The 22,056-nt window shown below is 60.2% G+C and carries 16 protein-coding genes; 2 read left to right on the forward strand and 14 right to left on the reverse strand.

Annotated features, from left to right (window positions below):
* From GBEM_RS15155 to tssJ, 12 genes are read right to left on the reverse strand one after another with little or no spacing between them, the layout of a single operon-like run.
* Entirely contained in the window at positions 1–1,107 is a 1,107-nt protein-coding gene (locus tag GBEM_RS15155) for a hypothetical protein (protein ID WP_012531470.1), read from the reverse strand.
* A gap of 21 nt (positions 1,108–1,128) precedes the next feature.
* Entirely contained in the window at positions 1,129–2,160 is a 1,032-nt protein-coding gene (tssG, locus tag GBEM_RS15160; protein ID WP_012531471.1) for a type VI secretion system baseplate subunit TssG, read from the reverse strand.
* Between the two features lie 14 nt (positions 2,161–2,174).
* Positions 2,175–3,947, reverse strand: a complete 1,773-nt coding sequence (gene tssF / locus GBEM_RS15165) for a type VI secretion system baseplate subunit TssF (RefSeq protein WP_012531472.1) — start codon at positions 3,945–3,947, stop codon at positions 2,175–2,177.
* A gap of 7 nt (positions 3,948–3,954) precedes the next feature.
* Entirely contained in the window at positions 3,955–4,434 is a 480-nt protein-coding gene (gene tssE / locus GBEM_RS15170) for a type VI secretion system baseplate subunit TssE (RefSeq protein WP_012531473.1), read from the reverse strand.
* 2 nt (positions 4,435–4,436) lie between these two features.
* Positions 4,437–4,934: an Hcp family type VI secretion system effector gene (locus GBEM_RS15175; protein WP_012531474.1), complete on the reverse strand. Its 498-nt coding sequence runs from the start codon at positions 4,932–4,934 to the stop codon at positions 4,437–4,439.
* Between the two features lie 12 nt (positions 4,935–4,946).
* The gene (tssC, locus tag GBEM_RS15180; RefSeq protein WP_012531475.1) at positions 4,947–6,434 is read right to left on the reverse strand and encodes a type VI secretion system contractile sheath large subunit; all 1,488 of its coding nucleotides are present in this window, start codon (positions 6,432–6,434) and stop codon (positions 4,947–4,949) included.
* An 11-nt stretch (positions 6,435–6,445) separates the two neighbouring features.
* On the reverse strand, positions 6,446–6,976 hold the full coding sequence (tssB, locus tag GBEM_RS15185) for a type VI secretion system contractile sheath small subunit (RefSeq protein ID WP_012531476.1): 531 nt from the start codon (positions 6,974–6,976) through the stop codon (positions 6,446–6,448).
* A gap of 24 nt (positions 6,977–7,000) precedes the next feature.
* Positions 7,001–8,320 (reverse strand): type VI secretion system protein TssA, encoded by a 1,320-nt coding sequence (gene tssA, locus GBEM_RS15190; RefSeq protein WP_012531477.1) that lies wholly within the window; start codon positions 8,318–8,320, stop codon positions 7,001–7,003.
* A 10-nt stretch (positions 8,321–8,330) separates the two neighbouring features.
* Positions 8,331–11,732, reverse strand: a complete 3,402-nt coding sequence (locus GBEM_RS15195) for a type VI secretion protein IcmF/TssM N-terminal domain-containing protein (RefSeq protein WP_012531478.1) — start codon at positions 11,730–11,732, stop codon at positions 8,331–8,333.
* A 15-nt stretch (positions 11,733–11,747) separates the two neighbouring features.
* The gene (locus GBEM_RS15200; protein ID WP_012531479.1) at positions 11,748–12,407 is read right to left on the reverse strand and encodes a DotU family type IV/VI secretion system protein; all 660 of its coding nucleotides are present in this window, start codon (positions 12,405–12,407) and stop codon (positions 11,748–11,750) included.
* 20 nt (positions 12,408–12,427) lie between these two features.
* Positions 12,428–13,822 carry a type VI secretion system baseplate subunit TssK gene (gene tssK / locus GBEM_RS15205; RefSeq protein ID WP_012531480.1) on the reverse strand — a complete coding sequence of 465 codons (1,395 nt, stop codon included), beginning with the start codon at positions 13,820–13,822 and terminating at the stop codon, positions 12,428–12,430.
* Positions 13,819–14,307 (reverse strand): type VI secretion system lipoprotein TssJ, encoded by a 489-nt coding sequence (gene tssJ, locus GBEM_RS15210; RefSeq protein WP_012531481.1) that lies wholly within the window; start codon positions 14,305–14,307, stop codon positions 13,819–13,821. Before tssJ ends, tssK begins: the two co-directional genes overlap by 4 nt.
* 276 nt (positions 14,308–14,583) lie before the next feature.
* Between tssJ and GBEM_RS15215 the strand changes: the two genes are divergently transcribed.
* Both GBEM_RS15215 and mobB read left to right on the forward strand, forming a co-directional pair.
* Positions 14,584–14,781, forward strand: a complete 198-nt coding sequence (locus GBEM_RS15215; RefSeq protein WP_012531482.1) for a twin-arginine translocase TatA/TatE family subunit — start codon at positions 14,584–14,586, stop codon at positions 14,779–14,781.
* A 49-nt stretch (positions 14,782–14,830) separates the two neighbouring features.
* Complete coding sequence (mobB, locus tag GBEM_RS15220; protein WP_012531483.1) at positions 14,831–15,331, forward strand: molybdopterin-guanine dinucleotide biosynthesis protein B; 501 nt, start codon at positions 14,831–14,833, stop codon at positions 15,329–15,331.
* A 186-nt stretch (positions 15,332–15,517) separates the two neighbouring features.
* Here the strand turns inward: mobB and GBEM_RS15225 are convergent, their stop codons facing one another.
* Entirely contained in the window at positions 15,518–18,361 is a 2,844-nt protein-coding gene (locus GBEM_RS15225) for an MASE3 domain-containing protein (protein WP_012531484.1), read from the reverse strand.
* Between the two features lie 247 nt (positions 18,362–18,608).
* A complete protein-coding gene (locus GBEM_RS15230) occupies positions 18,609–22,040 on the reverse strand; it encodes a CxxxxCH/CxxCH domain c-type cytochrome (RefSeq protein WP_012531485.1) in 3,432 nt (1,143 codons plus the stop codon).
* Positions 22,041–22,056: the final 16 nt, after the last annotated feature.

Raw genomic sequence — 22,056 nt, forward strand, 5'->3', positions numbered from 1 at the left:
TTATCCACTCCTATTCTCCTTGCAGCTTCTCATAGTTGCTTCGTCGGAGGTCTTACTCTTCTCTGTCGCTGCTATTACTTCGTCCATTCCATGCAAGTAGGTGTCATAGCTTTCTTCGCTCGGTATGTATCCGGTCTTCTTAAGATTGCGAAAAGAAGCTTGGTCATGAGAGGGCGTAACATCGTGCTTGGTGCCTGCGGCATCATTGGCAATGAGTGATAAACCTTTAGAACCCAAAAACTCCTCTTGCGTTTTGGTCAGCACCTCACCTTTCAATCGAATGGCTGTTATTTTTTCTGCCTCGGCCGCCACATGTTCGGTATCTTGGGAGTAACGTGCAACCGTAGCAGGATGAAGACCGGCTGCATTGTAAGTAGATGCTGTAAGCCCACTCCCACCTTGGACGGCACTAGCTAAACCACCACCTAATGAATGTCCGACGATATGTACGCTAGCTTTTACGGCGGCCAGCATATTTCCCATTTGCACTGCATTCCTGTAGTAAGGTGCCTCCTTGTTAGCATCCTGATTGAAGTTGTTTTCCCAATCCTCCTCTTCCGGCGTCGAACCTCTTAAGGAGAGCACTGCGCTAGGTTTCGGGTCCTTACCCCAAACAGTTGGGTCTTTGATATATATGGCAGCTCTAAAATTGCTTTTAGTCGGTGTGAGCATCTCCTGGTCAAGTCCAATCTTCTTCAATTCTTCCTGTGTTGGCTTCAAAAACCCCGGGGGCGGGTTATCGCGCAGTTCGGGGGGCGCTTTTGGATCGTTGGCCAAGTAGACGTGCTTCGCACACCGCATGTTCTCCACCTCGTCCATATCCTTGCGCAGCCGGACCGCTTCCGTTGCATGCTTCGGGCAGGCGACTAATTCTCTGCTTACCAGGTCAAGTCTCTCCTTGCGCCGCGCCGCTTTCGTGTTTCTTATGCACTCCTGCGTGGTGGAAACAGGCATCGATGATAGATCTCCGAGGATCGATTCCCGCGCCACCATGTATTCGTGCTGACGCATGGCGTCCGTCTTGCCCGCCGCGGCACGCTTCAATTCCTGAGACTTCATCCTCGCAAGGCGTGGTGCCAGAACAGCCTTAATCGGATCTGCAAGCATGACCGCTCCTCTTACACAATTTCAGTGGCTGGTTGCATAGACTTCCCGCAGTGTCACGTAAGGATCGTCAGACAGCGTCGTCCCCGGCGCCTTCATCCACATGGACCAGCCAAGCCTTGGCGCATCCGGTCCTGCTTCTCCCAGCATCAACGTTGGGACTTCTTCCTTCTTTAAAACCAGCCGCACCTCGAACTCGTACTCCACGCCTACCAGATACCTGACAAACGCGACTAACGAGGTTAGCCTTCCCCCCCCGGGGAGCATGTCGTTGAACTCTCGAAGCGACATGGGACCGAGACAGAGGCGGAAGGTTGTCTGGCTCTCCCATACTTCGCCGCCGCAGCTCGCATTTTTACCAAGCTCGCAATTGCCTTCTCCAATGATCGTCCTGTCCTCCGGCTCCAAAGTGATCAGCCTGGGGACGAACTGCTCCACTTCCGCCGCCAGGCCTAGCTGGTACTGCACCACCGCAGCTACCATTCCAGCGGTGGGGATGTTTCGGGAGATCTGTCCACAGAAAAAAAGCGGTACCCCCCCAGGAGAGCAGACCCCGGCTAGTCCCGGTGTTCCCAGCCCGATGATGTTGAGGAGATAGTTGGAAAAGCGGTCCGAATGGTCACTCTTCTTGCCAGGCATGACACGACTTCGCTTCCAGACAAGGTAAAACAGCGAGATGAGCCGGTGATGGAAGAGATCGTAAAAGGCTATCATCGCCGGGTCCTTCGCCCGACCCCGCTCCAGCGCCAGTTCGTGGTACCAGTTAGGAAGCGTTCCCGACGGCCCGACCACTCCCATAAACGCCACTTCCATCTGCGGGGGAGCTCCGTCCCTTCCCTCCTCCAGGTTCGCTATGTCGCTGGCGGGAAACGAAAAGCCGGTGCGGGCGCGGAAGCGGACCGGCTCCTCTTTCGGACTCAAGGCCTGCCCGAGATCGCGCCCCTCCAACCGGCTTCGTTCCAGATAATTCACCGCCTGGAAAAAGGAGTAGCGGTGAAACTCCAGCAACAGGCGCTTTCTTATTTTTGGACACTCTTCGGTCCCGGCTGAATGCATCACCTCACCTCCTGTCACAGCAGCACCCGGTCCCCGTTCCTGGGCGGCCATTTCTTCATGACCTCCTTACGTTGGCGACTTTTGGCGACGAGTTGCACGAAGGAATTCAGCGAAACGTACTCTCCCAGGAACCTCTCCAGGACTGAGGCGAAAAGGTAGACCCCATTCCCGACAAACTGCCGCTCGTCGAACTCGATGGTGACTTCGACGCCACGACAAAAAAGAGCGCCGATCCTCCTGGTGACGTGCCTGGATGTGACCGACACGATTCCATTTATCTGCTGTCGTGTCGCGGGTGAATCCTCGAAGTCGTACAGCCTCAGCATGTCCTTGAGCGCTGCCCCCTCAGATTCCAGAAGCGAAAGATGGTTGAGGGAAAGATGCGAGATGAGCCGCCATTGCGAAGCCCCGGACAAGGCGGGACGACGCACAGCCGTCGGCCTGACCACGGCATTGATCGCTTCGACCGGCGCAGCAGCCTCGATATCGAAATCGCCAGCCGGATCCCCCCACGGAAGCGTGCCGGGAAGATCCCGGTTGCTGCAGGTCAGCCGCAGGGTCACGGTTTCATCTGGCGGATCGGCGGGATCTGAGGCGAGATCGCAAAAAGAAAGAAACACCTCGGTGCCGCTATCCCCAGCTATTCCTGAAGCCTTGCGCTGCATTAGCCACCAAACCCCTTCGATGTTGTCGCTGCTTCCGCAGTCGAGACGGGTAATTTCATAGAGCGGGCGGTAGACCCTGGTGACCGGGGTGGGCGTATCCGATATGCCGCTTACTCGGTCGATGCTGAAGATCTCCATCGCTTCGGGGGACCGTAAATCGGGGACTACCCGGTACTCTGCCTGACGGTGCTCGATCCTGATCGGCTCGGCGATTTTGCTGAAGAGGTTTACGGCGGGGGTGGCATTTAGACAGAAGGTATCGGCGCTGACAGGAAAGGAAGGTTCGGCTGCGTGTTCGAGATGTATGATCAGATCCAGGGCATCTCCGAAATCACCGAGGGGCGCAGAGGAGAGTCCCGCCACTTCCAGGAAGAGGTACTTTTCCGGGAAGGCGAAGTATTCCAACAGCAGGCGGTACCCCTTGAACGACTGCCTTGGGAAGGGGAGCAGCATTTCCTGTTCATCAAATCCCATCGGGCGGATGCAGTTCTTCGTCATCGCTACCGGGGGAATCTTTTTCCCAACCGCCACGCATTCGATGCGGGAGACGTTATTGAGCAACTGCTCGTAGAGCTGAAAGGTGTGCTGGCGCTGCCCATTGAGGTAGAAACGGACGCTGTCGGAGGGTAAGCGCGCGAAGGTTACCTTGTTGTGCAGCTTCAGCCTTATGGTGATGACCTGATCCGCTAGCTCAGCATGCACCACTTCCATAGGCCAGAGCGTCACGGGGTAGGCGGTGGCGAACCGGCAGCGAACGCCGTCGAGCGCCCGGGAAAACATGGTCGTCCCTTTCGGGATCAGGTAGCCGGTGTCAGGAACGTTCTTCATCAGGGGAGAGAATCTGACCACCGACAGAGAAGGTATGGGGTTTGTGCAGTGCGGGTAAAGAACGTTCAGAAGGGACTGCGTGATCTGTGGGAAATCGTCGTCGAGCTTTTTGTGCATCCTCGCGCAGATAAGGGCAAAGGCTTCGATGAGCCTCTCGACATGCGGATCCTCGCACCTGTCCGGCTCAAGCAGAAGCCTTCCCGCAATCCTTGGATATTTCCTGGCGAACTCGCTCCCCATCTCGCGAATGAAGCTGAGTTCCTTTTCGTAATAGTCTAGAAAGTCATCACCCATTTAATTCTCACTTGAAGACGGAGTAGGCGCCGCTGTTGCTGTCGAAGCTAGTAGCAAAGCTAACCGGAGCCGGCTGCGGCTCGACCATCAAGACCCCCTCGATCCTGAACTGCAGGGTCCGGTCCGATTCTGGGAGGACATCGAGCCGAACCACTGCCTCTTTAAGACGAGGTTCGAACGACAGCAGCAACCTCTGTATCTCCAGCCGGATCTGCTCTCTGGCCAAGGCCGTGCGTGGGTTGTGCGTGCTGAAATCCCTTGTGCCGTAGCTGAGAACGGACTTCTGCGACTCTTGCCTGCAGTCCGGCGCGAGCGGGACACTTCTCCTCGTGTTGAGAAGGTTTTCCAGGTCGCGAAGCAGGGAGTCCAGGATGTCACCCAAGACTCCCGCCCCGGCCTGGACAGGCCCACTGCGTGCCGGAGCAGCAATGAGCCTGTCCAGCAACGATCTTTTCAGGTAGGGGGTATTTCCCCTGCGAGCTGTCACCTTCAAACCTTCTTGTTGCTTTCGAGGTTCCAGCCGGCGGCAATCTGGCCGCCGCTCGAACCGTCGGCGCGGTTTTGATGGGTGTAGGCCAGCTCAATCTTGCCGTAGTTGAAGGAGATCTCTTCAAGAGGGAGGGTTTCGTCGGCGTGCGAGGTGCCGCCGGGGCGGTTCATGCTGATGATGACGTTGCTGAGCTTGTACTCCATGTACTTCAGCTTGTCTCCGCCTGCCCGGCACAGTTCCAGCGTGATGGTGGGGATGTGCCGGCCGGTGGCGCAGGCTTCGAAAAGCTTCGGAGACGCCTTGTCCAGCGCCTTCACGATGTTGAAGTCCGAGAAGGTCGCCCTTTCGGAGGAAGCGCCGCCGGAGGTGCTCGCCGAACCGGAGGGGCGTTGCATCACCGAGAAATTGTAAGAAAGGATCTCGATCCATTCCTTGTGCTTGTCGTCCGTACTCTCCCCCGGTATCCCTTCTATTTTCAGGAACGCGTCAAATGCCATGGCTTATCCTCCTTATTCTCTTGCCGGTGCCGGCAGGCTGGCCACAAGCCTCAGCGAGACGGTAAGTTCGTCAAGCTGGAAGTGCGGCTTCAAAAAAGCGACGGCGCGGTAGGCACCGGGCTTGGCGGGATCTTCGAAAACCTCCACCCGGGCCTCCCGCAGTGGGTAGCGCGATTTCATCTCCTGGCCGGCGTCGTCGTCCAGAAGCACGTAGTTGCTGATCCAGCGGTTGAGGTAGTCCTCCACGTTCTTCCTGGTGTCGAAGCTGCCGACCTTGTCGCGCATCAGCGCCTTCAGGTAATGCGCGAATCGCGAGACGGCGAGAATGTACTGCAACTGCGCCGAGAGCCTTGCGTTCGCGTTGGCCGCATCGGAGTCGTAGCTCTTGGGACGGTGTGCGCTTTGGGCGCTGAAGAACGCGGCGTTGTCGGTCCCTTTGCAATGGACCAGCGGGATGAAGCCCAGGTCCGCCAGCTCCTTTTCGCGCCGGTCGGTGATGGCAATCTCAGCCGGGCACTTGTGGGCTACTTCCCCTTCCCCCGTTTTGAAGCAGTGCACCGGCAGGTCGCTCACAAGACCGCCACCTTCCACTCCCCTGATCGCCGCGGTCCAGCCGTATTTCGCGAAAGCTTCGGTCACCCGTTCGGCCAGACAATAGGCTGCATTGCCCCAGAGATAATTGCCGTGTTCGGTGCCGTCCACATCCTCATTGAACTGGAATAGTTCAGCCGGATCGGCGTCGGGTCCGTAGGGGAGCCGCATCAGCACCCGGGGGAGGCAAAGGGCCACGTAACGGGCGTCCTCCGAGATGCGGAAGGATTTCCACTTGGCGTATTCCGGCCCTTGAAAGATCTTGGCCAAGTCCCTGGGCCGGTCGAGTTCGCCGAAGGTCTCCATGTTGAACAGGGAAGGAGACGCTGCGGTCAATAACGGTGCGTGCGCGGCAGCCGCGACCTCGGATATCCGTGTCAAAAGCGAAAGATCCTGCGGCGTGTTGCCGAATTCGAAGTCACCCACCAGGCAACCGTAGGAAGCCCCGCCGTAGCTGCCGAACTCCTCCTCGTACACCTTCTTGAACAGGGCGGACTGATCGAACTCTGCCGCTTTCTCCATGTCCTGCACTAGGTCCCGGCGCGAGACGTTCAGAACCCTGATCTTCAGGTTGGCTCCAGTCTCGCTTTGGTGCACGAGATGGTCAAGGCCGCGCCAGGAGGCTTCCAACCTCTGGAATTCGGGATGGTGGATGATCTCGTTAACCTGCGCGGAGATGAGCGCGTCCAGTTGGGCGATCCTCTGGTTGATCATCTGTTCCGTGTCGCGGCTCACCGTCATCCCCCCCTCAAGGACCTGCTGCGCCAGTTCGCCCACAAGGTCCACTGCATGCTCACGGCGACAGACGCCGCGGGCAAGTCGCCCTTCCTGGATTATCAGCTCCAGCAGGCCTCCCGCAGGTAGCGGCTCCGCGTACAGTACTTCCGGTTCCCTATCTTGCTCTCCCATGATCCCCCCCTTTATCCGGCGCTCTCAGTGTCTGGTTCCTTGGCGCACTTCGCCTCCTCACAGATGAGTTTCAGCGCATCCGGGCTGGACAGCGCCTCCTGCAGCAACTGTTCGAGCCGGTCGTTGCCGTCGAGCCTCGCAAGCAGATCCGAGAGCCTCTTCCGCGCCTCGACCAGTCTTCGGAGCGGCTCCACCTGCAGGGCCACCTTCTCTGGATGAAAGTCATCGAGAGTTGTGAAACTAAGGTCGACGGCGAGTTGGGAGCCGTCTTCCACCAGCCGGTTCGGAACCCGGAATGCCGCTCTCGGCCGCATCCCCTCCAGGACCGAATCGATGTTGTCGCGGTCGACTTCCACGAAGCTCCTCTCCTTCAGCCTCGGCAGGGGTTGATCCCGCTTCCCCGACAGGTCGGCAAGCACCCCCACCACGAAAGGAATCTCCTTCATCTCGATGCCGCCCCCGGTCTCCACGTCGTAGGTGATGCGGACACGGGGCGCCCGCACGCGTTCCAACTTGTGTTGCAGGCTCTCGGACTTTGCCATGGTCTCTCCTTTTGTTTGTTGAATTCAGATCCGGTAAGGGATCCCCTTGGTGACGTCGAGGGAACAGATCCGTTTGAACAGGACCCGCGACAAGGTTAGGTCTTCATCCGGAAGCTCGCCCGCCTGCAGGCACTGGTAGTAGGCGTGCAGTACCTCCGCGATCCACACCGGCGACTCCCAACGCTCCAGCTTCAACTCCTCGATCATGTCGTGCAACTCCTCCACTATCGGCCTGGCCAGATCCCCCCTTCCTGCTTTCAGGCAGAGCTTCACCATCAGGAGGCGGATCCGGTTGCGGTCTCTGGTGGATTCGCAGCTGTTGCTGGTGTAAAGCAGCATGGTCAGCGCCTGTTCGAGATGTCCCGCCTCCAGCAGGGCGAGCCCTTCACCCCAAAGCGAGCTCTCCTGTTGCTGCGCAGCGCCGGGACGGGATACGCCGGCGATGCCGTCTGGCTGCCTGAGCGCCGGCGGCGCCACCTCTGCTGTTTCCTTCTCTTCCGTCCCCTGTACTTCGCTGCCTTTTGCTTCAGGCTCATTTGCCTGGGGAGGAGATTCGACGCCGTAGCACTTCCTTGCCAGCATCTGGCAACTGTTCATGGCCGCCCCCAAAGCGGCCAGGCTCGGTGCCGGCGCGGGGAACCACTTCGCCTCGACCCCCCATTCCAGCCCCTGCAGGCTCTCTTCGCAGCGTTTGAGGCTTTCCAGAAGCTGCTCTGAAAAGGTGCCGCGAGATTTTTCCACTGCGGCATCGAATTCCTCGGCGGTGAGCCCTCCCTCCGAAATGCGCGCATCCCGGCGCTGCTTCCATTCCTCCTCCACTTCGCCGTAACTGTTCCTGGTCTCGGCCTCATAGCCGACACGGCGGGACTCCTCCCATTTGAGACAGGAGTAACCCGGCGTCACCAAAGGGTCAGTGAGAGGGATCCTTTTTAGCTGCGTGGCCACCTTCTCGTTCAGAAAGTCCAACGGAGCTGCCCGGTATTCCAGGTCCTCGTCCCCGCTTACCGGGTAAAAGCAATCCCAGTATCTTCCCATCAGTTCCTTGAGCAGGCGCAACCCCGCATCCAAACCGGGAAAACCGTCGACCACGATAAGCGACTCGCAAAGCCAGACCGCTATCTGCAGGTCTTTGCTCTTGGTGGAAAGGGCGGCGACGCAGAGCTTGATCACCTTGTTCCAGTCGGCAGCCTTTACATCATGGCGCCAGTCCCCGAGCGCTACGGCATCATCGCTTCTGCGGGCCTCCATTATCTCCTCGTAGAAGGTTGTGTAGCGCAGATCGCTTCCCGCCGGCGCTTCCGTGCTGATGGGGGCCAGCAGTTCGTCCACTGTTACGTCTTGCATGACAGTCTCCTCAATCCCAGCACTCCGCTACCTTCTGGGGTACCCGTCCGGGGAGCGTCTCCCCTTGCCCTTCAAAGATGTCGCCGGCGCCGAAGATCTGGTAGTTCACCCTGATGAAGCGGACCCCCATTTTCTCCAAAGCCTCGCGTTCGGCTGGAAAGTGGCTGGGGTAAAAGGTGTGCCTGCCGCCGGGGAAATCTTTAAGGAATGCGGCAAACCCGCGGGTCCCGGAATAACGCCTGGTGAGGACCGTGTCGCCGATATCGATGTGGAACAGCACGTCGCCGCAACTGTCGGGCGACCAGACGAAGGGCCTGCTCACGGGGTAGTTCATGTTGGAGATCACCTGCGAACCGGCCGCGCATTGCAGTTCGAGCCGGGTCCCCTGCGGCTTCACGCGCGCCTCAGCGTTGGCGTCGGTGGGAAGCCCCTTGATGGTGACCTGGTAGCTCCCCCTTGAGGGGGCGGAGGCAGCGATCTTCGTTTTCGCTCCTTTGGCCAGGAAGGCATAGAACTCGGTGCTGAAGGGAACCGCACCCCCCAGGGCGGACCGGGCATAGTAACCGCGTCCGGGGCTCCACCCGAGAAATGGATCAGCGAACTGGCCGACATAACGCCAGACAGGGCCGTCCTTGCCCAAGAGGTATTGCAGCGTCTGGGCGTCGTTTGCCCCCTGCACTTCCTTCAGCACTTTCTCTTCCCACTGGGCCTGCAGCTCGCAAGCGGTCTCCATCCTGACGAAGGTCCCGTAAAAGGCGATGGGCCCGGAAACCAGTCGCAAGAAAGTGTCGTCGCCATCGGCCTGGATCAGGAGGGCGTTTAGCCTCTGAGCGGCATCGGCGGCAAGGAAAAGAGGAGACTTGCTTTGTTCCTGAGTGTTGGCGAACGCCTCCCGCGCCATCTGGAGCGCGAGCGATCTTGATTTTGCGACAGGGGCAACGCGAGCCAACGCATCAAGATATTCCCTGGTCACATCGGCGCCCTGAACCCCGTCCGGACCGCTACCCTTCCTGGTTGCCAACCTCTGCAGGCGGCCGGCTACGCCGTCGGCCGCGGGTGCCATTGAGGCTGCGACGCCGGCAGCAGGTCCCGCTGCCCTTAACAGCTGGAAACGGTACATCTGCATCACCCAGGGGGGAAGATGGCCGGCGCCGGCCAGAGGCTGAAGTTCCGCCAGGGCCCTCCTCATGAAACTGAGGTACGGACCTTTGTCACTCGCCATGTTGGCAGCGACATAGCGCCACTCCTTGGGCGCCACCAGGCGCTGGTCCCCTTTGGGGAATTCCCAGGCGAACCGCTGCCACGCGGTGAAACAGGCGGCGCGGTACCTAGCCTCGAATTCTCCCTTCTCCCTAGCCAGTATCCCCGGCTCGGGATGAGCGGCAGCTATCTGAGCGAGCATCGAGCGGATCCGCTCGCTTCCTTTGGCAGTCAGCGACGGGGGGATCGCCGGCTCTTGCGGCAGCGGCCGTGACCCGCCCCAAAACTGCTGCAGCGTTATCGCCGCCTCGGGGTGCAGGCGGTCCACGAACTCCAAAAGCCAGGAAAGGTCGCTTCCCTTCACGAGGTAGGCCTGTTTCAGCAGCAATTGCAGCCACTCCAGCTCCTTGTTGATCCCTTCGCGATCGGCGCGCCAATTGAGGTAGTCGAGGTAGAGGTTTCCAAAGGCGGGGCCGCCGGCTTGCTGGGGCAGCAATATCAACGGGTAGTCGGGGAGCGGCCGTGACGCCAGCAGTTGCGAGTTCTCCCCTTCGAGCCGAGCCTTCAGCAAATTGCAGCGTCGGCTGAGGTGCATCACGCAGGTTCCAAAGAGCTGGTCCGGGGTACTGGGGGAAAAACTGGAAACGGTATCGGCAAGGCTGCGGTCGAAAAAAACCAGGAAGCGGTCGCGGAAGCCGCTGCAAAAGCGGGCTTTAAGCTCCAACTCGATCTCTTTGCTGCGATTGAGGCCAAACCGCGGGACCCACCACTCCCGGTTCTGCTGCTCGACCTCGGAAATCATGCCGCTCAAACGTCCCATTGCCGGCAAATCAATCGGGACCGTTCCCTGCAGTTCCTGCGTGCGCGACACCAGCTGTGACGCGTCCCGAATCACCCTTATGTTTTTCGCGAAGGAATAGCTCAGCATCAGGCACAATGCGAGTCCGGTCAGGCCCCACCCAGTGAGTGCCCAATTAAGCACCACCCTCTGCCGTTTTAGGGCCTGCGCTCCCGGAGCCCACAGCCCCCGGTCGCCAGGGAGAACCTTCTCGAAAAACTCATGCAGGAAAAGCGGATGTGCGGATGGGGAAGGCTCGCCGGACGCCAGCGGGGTTTTCGCAGGGTTGGCGCTGCAAAAGTAGATGCCGCGCAGCAGGGGCGTCTCCTGGTAGTGGTTTGCCCCGAATGCCGCCTGCACGAAGGCGTTCAGCGGAGCGTACAGGCCCCGGATCCGGTCGGGGAGCAGCAAGCTCGCGGCGCCGGCTCCAGCTTCCCTGTGCTGCAAAAGGATCAGGCGCAGGCGCCTCAACGCTTCGTCGAGCCCCAGGGAGAAACGTTCCATGAACAGGGACAGGCCGGTCGACAGTTCCTCCTTCGCCAGCCCCATGGGCTGATTGAGCGTCGAGGCGGGGAGTGCCGCGCAAAACGGCTCCATCCCCTCGATCAGGTCGGATTTGGTGATCAGGAGGTAGACCGGGAAGTTGATCCCGAGCAGGCGGATCATTTCATCGATTCGAGCTCGCAGCGCACGCGCATAGTTCTCCAGTTCCTCTTGCGCCCCCCTTGCCAGTTTGTCCGCGGGGAGGGTCAGGATCACGCCGTTGAGAGGATCTTCGTGCCGGTATTTCTTCAACAGCCACAGAAGCCGGCGCCACTCCGCATCGTCTCGCTCCGCTGCCGCCGGGACGGCGTATCTCCCGGCTGTGTCCAGCAGCACCCCCTGGTCGTAGAACACCCAGCGGCAACTGCTGGTCGGCGCCGTACCCTGCTCCGTCCCGGGGAATGGGGAGCAAAGCCGGGCGTCCTTGAGGGCGGCACTCTTTCCGGATCCCGCCTCGCCAAGTACCAGGAACCAGGGGAGCACGTAGAGCGGGTTTCCCTCCCGGCTCAGGTGCGACCGCCGCAAGATCTCCAGCCCGCCCGCCCAGTGCTGCTGCAGGTCGGCGAGCGGATCCTGCGCCTCCCCTTCCTTGCCTGGTTGCGGAGGGTTCACCGCTGCGGGCGCCTGCCGCCGGCCCCTCGCCAGGAGCACCCCCTTTTTGATCAGAACCAAAGTCCCCCACAGGGCAAGGGCAAAAAACGGTAAAAAGGCGCCGATACGCCAGGACCAGGTGAGGAGCGGAAACATCACGAACGCGATCACCAGGAAAGGGCAAAAGGCGGAGGCGAAAAGGACGTACTTGCAGCAGATGAGGATGGTCTCTTTCTTCAAGATGCACCTCCTCTCCTAGAGGACCGGAAGTACCAGGCCGTTTAACAGGTAGCGGTAAATGAGAAACAGCGCCACGAACAGGATGATGGGTGCTGCGACCAGCATCGCGGTCAGCGGGGAAATTCCAGAGGGAGCCTTAAGTGCCGCACTCTCACGGCCGGGAGCACGGGCACCCGGGAAAAGCTCCCCCTGCTCCAGCGACGGGATGCCGGCCGGGGTCCCGAGCAGCAACTTCAGGTTCTCTTGTTGCAGATGTTCCAGCTTGGCCTCGTCTCCTGGCCCGATATAGCGCCCCTTGAAGCCAAGGGCGAGGCAGAGGTAATAGACTTCCCGCACCTCGCCCCGCGCCCCCAGCGCCTGCAGCCGTTCGAAGAGCTCCACCCCCGCCTCGGTGGTGCGGTAATAAAGCCGCTGCAGTTGCTCCCGCTGCCAGAGCTGCTTGTCCCTCCAGTCGGAACCTAAGAGCGTCTCGTCGACCCAGGAGCAGACCGCAAAGCGGGCCAGGTCGAACTCGTCGCTCGGGACCGCTTCCTTGTCGCAGGCCTGCTCCGCCTGCAGCAGCAACTGCGCAATATCCCCCTTTACCTCCTGGTAACTGCGGGGCGTGTCGCGGCAAGCGGCGCGGAAGTCGACCACGAAAGCTATGAGCGGCATGAAAGAGTCGATCAATCGCATGGCGCATCCTCCCGGGTCCCCTAGGACCTGGCAACGATCATGACCTGCACTTCTAGGTCAGCTGGGGCCTGGTCCCAGCTGAGGGCGATGTTGTTCCACTTCTGCACCAGCTTCCACTGATCGCAGCGGCTGTCTATGCTGAAAAAGAGGGAGGTCGAGCGGTGCGGCAGTTCGCGGGGGGGATCGGGAATATACTCCAGGGCGATCCCCGGGAGCGCCTGGGAGATCAGCAGCGGCAGCCGTTCGCGTGCGGTCAATTTCGCTGCGGTCGCGACCGAAGCCAGGACGAGTTTCGGATCCTCGTTCGTATTCAGCACCAGGTAAAACCTGCTGTGACCCTGGAAGTGCGCGGGCTTGAGATCGGAGGCGAACCAGGTCCCGTCGAAGGCGAGGGTCAGGGCGTATTCCGGCCCCGCGGTCACCTCGTTCAGCAACTGGACGATGAGATCACGGGCCAGCCGAAAGCTCCACGCCAGCTCTTGGTGCCGGTACTGCGGCATGAGCCTTCCCCCGTCGGCTACGGACTCACCGAAGGCACCGATGCTCTCCGAGAAGCAGGTGAGTTCCGCGGCGAGCTCCCCCAAAAGCCCGTAAACCTGCCAAGGGTGAACCTCAACCGCCTCGATCCAGTGGCTAAGCCTGGCGAGGTGCCGGCTCACGGTTCTGAGGGCTAGGAGGAAGACCAGATCCTTGGAACCGAACTCGGCCGCCTGAATGCCGCGTTCCTTCTTGTATCCCTCCAGCCAGCGGCAGCGTGAGGCCAGCTGTTCCCGGATTTCCTGGAGCAGGTCGAGGAGCGCGGGTGAGCCCGCCAGGGTGATGCAGGGGGGGATAAAGTCACGGGAAGGCACGGCAGTTTCGCCGCGCAGCGCGAGCCGGGCGACAGGGATGAGCAGGTAATCCCCCAACGACTCCAACTCGCTCTCCCAGAAAAGCTGCAGGGCCAAGGCCATCTGCCGCACCTCCGCCTGAGCCCCCCCTGCGTGGAGATCGGCACGGGGCGGGGCGTCTGAGTCGGCAACGAACCGCGTAGCGACCTTGGAGAGGGGGTCGCCAGGGAGCAAGGTGGCGACGTTATGGCCGGCGGGGCTCCACTTTTTCAGGCCAAGGTAGACGGTGCAGGAATCCCTTCCCGCCAGTGCCACTTCCAGGACCGGCCTGGACTCGACCCGCGCGTTATCTGGGACGACGGCATAGGTGCCGTCGGGAAAAAGGAAGGCGCCGGAGATTTCGAGGCTAGGTATCCCGCCGGCCGTGCACCTGATCTCCATCCGTTGCACGCCCCAAAAGTCCGGCATGAGGCACAACTGGTACGGAGCCAGTTGCGACTGCAACGAGCGCTCTGACAACTGGAAATGCTGGGGCCGCAGAAACAGCCCCTGGTGCCAGAATACGGGCCTCTCGATTGGCATCATTTCACCCTCACCTGTCCTATTTCCTGTGCCCCCAGTTCGATACGGAGCACGCTCTCCCTCTGGTCCTCCGGAATCGTCGCGAGCGCGGTCATCTTCTTTTTGCCTGTGCTGTAGTAGCCGGTAGCTATTCCGAGGTACCGTGCGCCGTTTCCCCTCTCGGCAATCTCTTTCAGTTCCTGCCCAGGCTGCACCACCACCTGCCGTACGTGCACCACCGTCCCGTCGAACCTGCCGCATTCAAGAAGTTTCGGCATCCCCTCGGTTCCCTGGGCCAGCCGCGTGAAGCTGTCGGCATCGCTTAACTGGTAGAGGCAAAGCACGAGCGCATGTGAGTTTTTCTCATAGCGGTTCAGTTGAGGGTCCGCCGCTATTTCGAACAGGACCGAGTCCTTCGAATCACTTCCCCGCGCGCCGACCGTTCCGCCGCCGGTCGAGCAACCGACACCAATTAAAGCCAGCAGCACCGCAACAAGCATTCTTTTCATGATCACTCCATCAGCCGTTTCCCAATGGGAACAGGACCCCTACCCATAGAGGAATAAACGCTGTATTTTCGGTAGCTTGAAAGACAACCGGAGTTCCGCCCCCGACGACAGACAAGATTAACATAATTTTATTAAGTGCAAACTTCGCGGAGACAAATTTTATTTTTGGCCGGAAGGGATCGGAACGGACAGATTCTGCTGCCTCAACGCGCACTAATTGTGATATAAACGGTGCTGTCTCAGAAACCACATGAGAAGGCAATCGGGAGGTCTCAAATGTTTGGATTCGGCATGCCGGAGCTCATCGTCATTCTGGTCATCCTGCTGGTGGTTTTCGGCCCCGGCAAACTCCCGCAGTTGGGGGCATCGTTGGGAGGGGCAATCAGGAACTTCAAGAAGGCTCAAAATGAAGACGGCAAGGTGATAAACCCGTCGGACGAAGGGAAGCAGGACCAGGCCAGAAAGGATCAGTAGCCTTTGCGGCCGGCCAGGGAATCCGGGCTTAGCCCATGGAGGAGTGTTGATGGTAAAGGCAGTTTCATTCGTCGCTAAATCGGGGACGGGCAAGACCACTTTGCTCGAAAAGGTAATCGTGTCCCTTAAGGCCCGCGGCTACAAGATCGGCGTCATCAAGCACGATGCGCACCGCTTCGACATCGACCACCCCGGCAAGGACAGCCACCGCCTCACCGCGGCAGGCGCCGACACCATGCTGATTTCGTCGCCGGAGAAACTGGCGCTGGTGAAGAAACACCGGGAGGCTCCTGCCATAGAGGAACTGATCGAGACCTATTTCTCCGATGTGGACATCGTCCTTACCGAGGGATTCAAGAAGAGCGGAATGCCGAAGATAGAGGTAAACCGCCAGGAACGGAGCGCTACGCTGCTTTGCCGCGGCGAGGTAACGGACCCGACGCTGATCGCCGTTGCCAGCGACGCTCCGCTGGAACTCGACGTGCCGGTGCTGGGCTTGAACGACCCGGAGGCCGTTGCCGATTTCATCGAGAAGACTTTTCTGCAGTAAAAGTTGCAGTTGGAAGGGGTTGCCGCGCCGCAGCCTAGACCAACGAAGGGCAATAAAAAACCCGGCAAGCCAAAAGGCGCCGGGTTTTTTTATTGCTGGCTCTGAAGTCCGCTGCAAGATCCGCTACAGGTCCGCTATCGGCCTCATCCCCTGAAGATTTGATTATCTTCTGTGACATCCGGCTGTTCACCGTCTGCAGGCGAACCCCATCACCTTTTCGATGCACTCCTTGAAGTTGATCGGCTTGGAGATGTAGTCGTCCATGCCGGCGTCGAGGCAGCGCCGCTGGTCTTCTTTCATGGCATGAGCCGTCATGGCTATGATGGGAATCCGCCCCCCCTGCTCCTGTTCCCGGATGGCGCGAGTGGCCTGAAAGCCATCCATACGCGGCATCTGCACATCCATCAGTATCAGGTCGTACTCCCCTTGCCGCCACATCTCAACGACCTTTGCGCCGTCCTCGGCGAAATCCACCGAGAACTGCAGCCTCTGCAGCATCGTTGCCAGCACCTGCCTGATAGTGGCGTCGTCTTCTGCAATCAGCAGGCGCAACCCGGCGAGCTCCTGTCCCCCGGGATCGGGCGCGACGCTCTCGCTCACGGCTACCTCGGCAGGCTGTTCGTCAGGGTGCGGGACGACCAGGCGCGCAGTGAAGGTGAAGGTGCTTCCCACCCCCTCCCCGCTTTCGAAACCGATCTCCCCTCCCATCCGCTGAACGATCTCCTTGCTGATGGCAAGGCCAAGACCGGTCCCCCCGTAGTTGCGGGTATTGGAATCGTCGATCTGGCTGAAGGCCTGGAAGAGCAGGTGCCTCTTGTCCTGCGGAATCCCTATGCCCGTGTCACTCACACGGAAGCGCAGCAGCGACTCTCCCTCAGGCGTTTTGTCCGCCACCTCGACCTGCACCGTTACCCTCCCCCGCTCCGTGAACTTCACGGCGTTGCCGACCAGGTTGGTCAGTACCTGGCGCAGCCTGACCTGGTCGCCGGCCACACGCGCAGGCAGGTCCTGCGCGAGGTCGAGTTCCAGTTCGATCCCCTTGCGCTTCGCCTCGGGAGCGGCGATATCTACCGCCTCAGCTACGCAACTTTTGAGGGAAAAAGGCTTTAAATCCAGCGAATACTTCCCGGCTTCCACCTTGGAGAGATCGAGGATGTCGTTCAGTATCTGCAACAGCGATCGCCCCGAGCGGTAGGCGGTCCGGATGTAATCGCTTCGCTCCAGATCGGAAGGGGATTGCAGTGCCAGGTCCAGCATCCCCAGCACCCCCGTCATAGGGGTTCTCAGCTCATGGCTCATATTGGCAAGGAACTGGCTCTTGGTCCTGCTGGCCGCTTCTGCCGCCTGTTTGGCCTGCTGCAGATTCTCCTCGGTGGTTTTTCGCTCCATTGCTATGGAAACCTGATCCGCCACCGCCTTCATGAGCGAAAGGTCGTCCTCGCTGAAGGTTTTCCTGGTCCTGGTCCCGAAGGAGAGAGTCCCGAGCACCCGTCCGTGCGACATGAGAGGATGACAGGCATAGGCCGTGATGCCGAGCGATTTCACCAGTTCCGTACGTGGATCTGGCACCTCCGGAATGTTCTCGGCCACTATGCGGCAAGCATCCCTGGCAGCACAGCCACAGACCGCCACCCCGTACTCTAGGTACCGCAGGGACTCCGCGCATGCGGCGCTTATGCCGGCGCAGGCATTCAAGCGCAGACATCCCGCCTGCTCATCTACCAGGAAGTTGAAATAGGCATCGCAGGAAACATAGGACATCACCTTCTGGCACAACTCATCGACCAGTTGCTGCGGCGCGTCGCTTTCCAAGAGCCTGCTCGCGTTGGAGGCCAGCAGGTCCAGGCGCAGGTTCCCTCTTTGCAGGGCGGCTTCACTTTCCCGGCGCTCGGTGATGTCCACCGCCATGCAGACCACGAAACGCCGGCCATCCTGCAGGGTTCCCGGTGAAGATGCGCTGATGTTCCAATAACGAGAGCGCCCGTCACGGGTGAGAATCGACATCTCCCACCGAAAGCTCTGCCTGTTGCCGGCACAAAGTTCACTTACGGCCGTGCGTACGGCATCACAGTCTGCGGCAGAAACCGCCCGGTCGAGCCAGGCCTTCAGGGTCGGGATATCTTCCACAGCGTACCCGGTGAGTTCAGTCCAGGAACCGCTCACCTGTAACACCTCGCCATCCTCGGCATGCATGATGACAGGGATGGGCGCGTCTGCTATGGATCTGCGGAACTGCTCCCTGCTGAGCTCGAGGCTGCGAAACAACAGGGCAGCGGGATCCTCGATCCCCGTCACCACGATGGCCCGGTATACCAGGAAGGCGGACAGAAGGAGAAAGAGATGCCCCAAGAGGTTTGCCGAACCATAAACGCTGACGTACTTGGTGAAGGCCACATCGGCCGCCGCCGCGGTCGTCAGCGACCAGATGAGCGCCCGCAGGACACGGGTATCGAACGCCTCCTTCTTGGCAAGCAGCAGCATGATGGCAGCTGCCAGGACGGCGATAATAACGTATTCGCTGTACACCTTGAACGGCGTCAACCCTGCTCCTTCTACGAAGCAGTCAGGGAAGCTGCCCGAGAATACGGCGCTGACCAGCAAGGCGGTGATGCAGGCGAATGCAGCCAGCGTAACCGCCACCTTAAGCCTGCGGGCGATGAACACAGGGGCTATGAGGAAGGAGAGGCTGAAGACGTATCGCGAAGCTATCCAGAACTGGGTGGGGAGATTGGCGTCATACCCTGGGAATATCGACAATCCCTTGTAGGACAGGGTGTGCAAAAGCTCAAAGGTACCGGATGAGAGAAAAGAAATGGCGAGAAACAGGAAGTAGTGATTATCCAGCTGCCTGCGTGAGTTCCATGCCACCACGAAAGAACCGAGCAGTACCAGGATGCAGAAGATTTCCACCAGGGCATGAAACAAGAGGTAAGAGCTGAGGCTGCTTACATAGAGTCCGCATACGGCAAAAATAAAAACAATGAGAGGAATTGCGACGTCTCTGTCAGCTAGATCTGTCTTTGTTGCCATGCCACTCCTCGTATTCCAAGTCGCTCGGCCAGAGTTTCGCAGCAGATTAAGACAAGTAAAGCCGAAAGTCAAAGAAATCAAGGAGGCCGGCCGCAAAGGGAGCAAAGGGGGACAGGCTACTTTTCGATTTGAAAAAGTAGCCTGTCCCCATTGTAGTAAAAACGCCCGGGAGCCCATATATTGCAGCTACGGGGACAGGCTACTTTTTGTTTTGGAAAAGTAGCCTGTCCCCTTTTTTACAAAGACGTCAGGGTGCCTGAATTTTGAACGCGCCCCCGGCTCCGCCATGAGGGTGGCAGGAGAGGCAGCCCGAGGTCGGGTGATCGGTTTCGGGAATTCCGGCGCGGTAATGGGCGGTCTGGGTGTGGCAGACCTGGCAAATGCCATGGTTGGTCACGGTGTCGATCAAACCGTTCACCATGTCGTTGAAGACGATCTCCTTGCCGTTGATGACGGCTCTGATCATCTTGAGGTTAGCCGAGCCGTGCGGGTCGTGGCATTGCGCGCACTCCATGGCCGGGATCCCCCCCTTGACCAAGACGTGGGTACCCATGTTCCGGGAACTCGAGTTCAGCACTTGGGAGGAGTCGTCATGGCAGTAGTTGCACTCAAGGTTCAGCCCGCCGGAAAGTTGCGCCCGCAGACGGGAGCCGCCGTTTATGTGCCGCGCGTTGCGTTCGTGGCAGTCGGCACATCCCTTCCCGACCCCCGAAGCACCGTGGCCGCGCGTGGCAGCCTGACTCTTGTCGCTGGCGGTGACGCCGTTTATCACGGAGAGAGTGCCTGTGTGGCAGCTCTCGCAGGAGACGGCACCGGCGGTCCAGCTAACCGCTTTGGTGTGGCAGGGAGAGCAGGTGCCGGTGCCGCTTGTGGAGTACCCAAGCGAGCTGCTCAGATTCACGCTCTGGTCGATGTGGGTGGAAGCCGACTCGTTGGCGAAGTCGTGGCAGGCCTGGCAGCCGGTCGCGTTCCCGCCGCTTAACATCGGCCCGTAGCTGGTAGCGGCGGTGCTGAAGTGGCTGAAATGGGCGCCACTTGCGATGAAGGGTCTGCCGAGCCCGGGCGCCGTCGCATGGCAGGTACCGCAGGCGCCGGTAGACGTCGCGGACCACTTCGGGGTGGAGTAACTCCCTTTGCCGTTACTGTGGCAGTAACTCGTCGAGCAGTTGCCGGTGAGATCCATCTGTGTCCCTAGGGCTGCGCCGGAGAAGACGACGTCCTTTTGGCCATCGGCATGAATAGTCCGGTTTGAGATTGAACCGTCGGCGGCTGCGGTCGCGGCATGACAGACGGCACAGGAGATCCCCTTGCCGGAGCTCGGGCTTACGTGGCTGGCGTGGGCGTTGGTGCTGAGCGTCTCGGCGTCACCGTGGCAGCTGTTGCAGGCAAGCGGCCCTTGACCACCCCACTGGACGGAGCCTCCACCGTGGCAATAGGTATTGGAGCAGCTCTTGGTGGCAGCGCTGTAGTCACCGGAGATATTGCCGAGCACGGCGAATCTCACGTCGCGGGAGCCGTTTAGGTGCGCCGAGCTGTAATCGCGCAGCTTTCCGGCAACACCCTGATCCGCAGTACCGCGGTGGCACCTGGCACAGACGCGCGAATCCAGCAGGTTCGCCCCTGCCGTATGTTTCTGGTGCGAGTTCGCGGTGCCCGAACCGATGCCTCCGTTCGGGTAGTTCGGTTCCCCCGCTACCGAGGCGAAGGCGCCCGGTCCGTAGCCGTGGCAACCGTTGCAGGAAAGAGTGCCGGTCGAGGCCCAGGACTTGGTGCCGGTCATGTTGCGGAACACGGGCTTCGCCTGCCCGGAGCTGTGGCAGTAGATGTTGGAGCAGACCTTGGTGGTGCTGTTGTAGCGTTTGGGCCCGCCGGCATAGAGCCCCGTGTAGTTGAGCATCTTGTTGACGTGAACCGCGGTCGAGGCGATGGTCGTGTCGTTTCTGACGGTGATGCTATGGCAATCGATGCAGTGCAGGCTTTTGCCTGCGCCGAGCGCCGCCGGGTTGTTCACGTGTGCTCCGTGCTTGCCGGAAAGAGCGGTCGTGGTGTCGCTGCCCCCCTTGCTGGTGGCGGAGCCGTGGCACGCATCGCAGCGCAAGGTCCCGGCGCCCCAGGTGACGGGAGGGGCGTAGCTCGGGACGGCTTGCCCATTACTGTGGCAGTAGACGTTGGCGCAGGCGCCGTAGCCGTCGCCGGGAGCCCGGGTGCCGTCATAAGTTCCGCCAAAATAAGTTACCAGGCTCACGTTCACTTCCTGGTCGGAGTGGTTGAGCGCCCCGCCGGTTGAGTGACAGCTCATCTGGCTGCACGAGGCATACGCAACAAATTTCGCACCTTTTACGTTGTGGCAGATGGTGCAACGGACCGGGCCGCTGGTGGCAAGAAGCGTGTAAGAAAGATGCTTTTGATGGCTGCCGCTGGACATGGCCGCAGCGGCCTCGTTGTGGTTGCTGCCGTCTGCATGGCAGGAGCCGCATTTGCCGGTAGTGCCGCTGCCCCAGACCGGTGCGCGGTAGGCGATGCCGACGCCCCCTTCGCTTTGTCCGTTGGAGTGGCAATAGACGTTGGAGCAGGCCCCGTATCCGCTGCCGGGGAGTTTCGATACCGGCGAAACGATACCGTTGTACGAGCCGTTGACGGCGCTAGTGCTGGAGCCGAAGGAGATGTCGACGCGTCCGTTTACGTGCTGCGCCACGTCGGCGATGGTCATCGAGCTAGTGGCGGTGGCAAAGTGGCATTTGGAACAGGCAAAAGAAGAGACCGAACCGTCGACGTGTTTGGCGTGGCTGCCGCTGGTCATGACGCTGCCGGAGGCGAGGCCTGCCTTGTGGCAGCCGGCGCAGTTGAGTGTCCCCCCCCAAGTGGCGACCTGGTTCGGGGCATCGAAGCTGCTGTTTTTATTGCCCGGACTGTGGCAGTACAGACCAAGGCAGCTGCCGTTGCGCAGCCCTGATTTGCTGGGGAGGTAATTGGGGTAACTAAGGTCACGCGAATAGCTCCCCCCCCTGTTGGGAAGCGTGGTGAATTGAACCGCGAGGGCGCGGCTCCCTGCGCTGGTGGCGTGGGCAAAGGGCTTCGCGTCCCCAAGATGATCGGGATGGCATACGGCGCAGGAGCCGGTGCCGGTGCCGTAGTAGGCGCCGTGTTTTTGCCCCGATCCCGGGTGGTTGCCGTCGGCAGGTGCGGAGCCGTGGCAGGCCGAGCAGTCCTCTGGAGCTTTGAGCATGGAAGTTCCCCAAGAGGGGGTAGTCGACTCGAAGTGGCAGTCGACGTTGGAGCAGGTCCCCAAGATTTGGGGGGGAACCGAGGTCTGGTTGAAGAAGCCGCGACTGTAGGTGGCGCCGGCCACGTTGTTGATTCCGGTAGAAATTTCGATCAAACGGTTTCGATGGGCGGTACGGTAGTTGGCGACATCGTCGCGATGGCATTTAGCGCAGGAGGAGGTTGAGGCCGAGGCATGCCCCGAATGGCTCCCCATGACGGCACCCGTGAACGGAATCCTGCTGCCGTCGGCCGAGTCGAGGGGAGGCATTTTGTGACAGGAGATGCAGGTCATGACGTACTGCCGTGCTGAAGCATGCGCCGGTTGACCGGAGACGGAGAGAATGCCCATTAAAAGGAACAGCATCGTCAAACTCAACATCAGGTTGCAGCATTTCAGACTGCGGCAGCTCTTCATTTTTGGCTCCTTTCAA

The organism is Citrifermentans bemidjiense Bem, assembly GCF_000020725.1.
Taxonomy (GTDB): domain Bacteria; phylum Desulfobacterota; class Desulfuromonadia; order Geobacterales; family Geobacteraceae; genus Geomonas; species Geomonas bemidjiensis.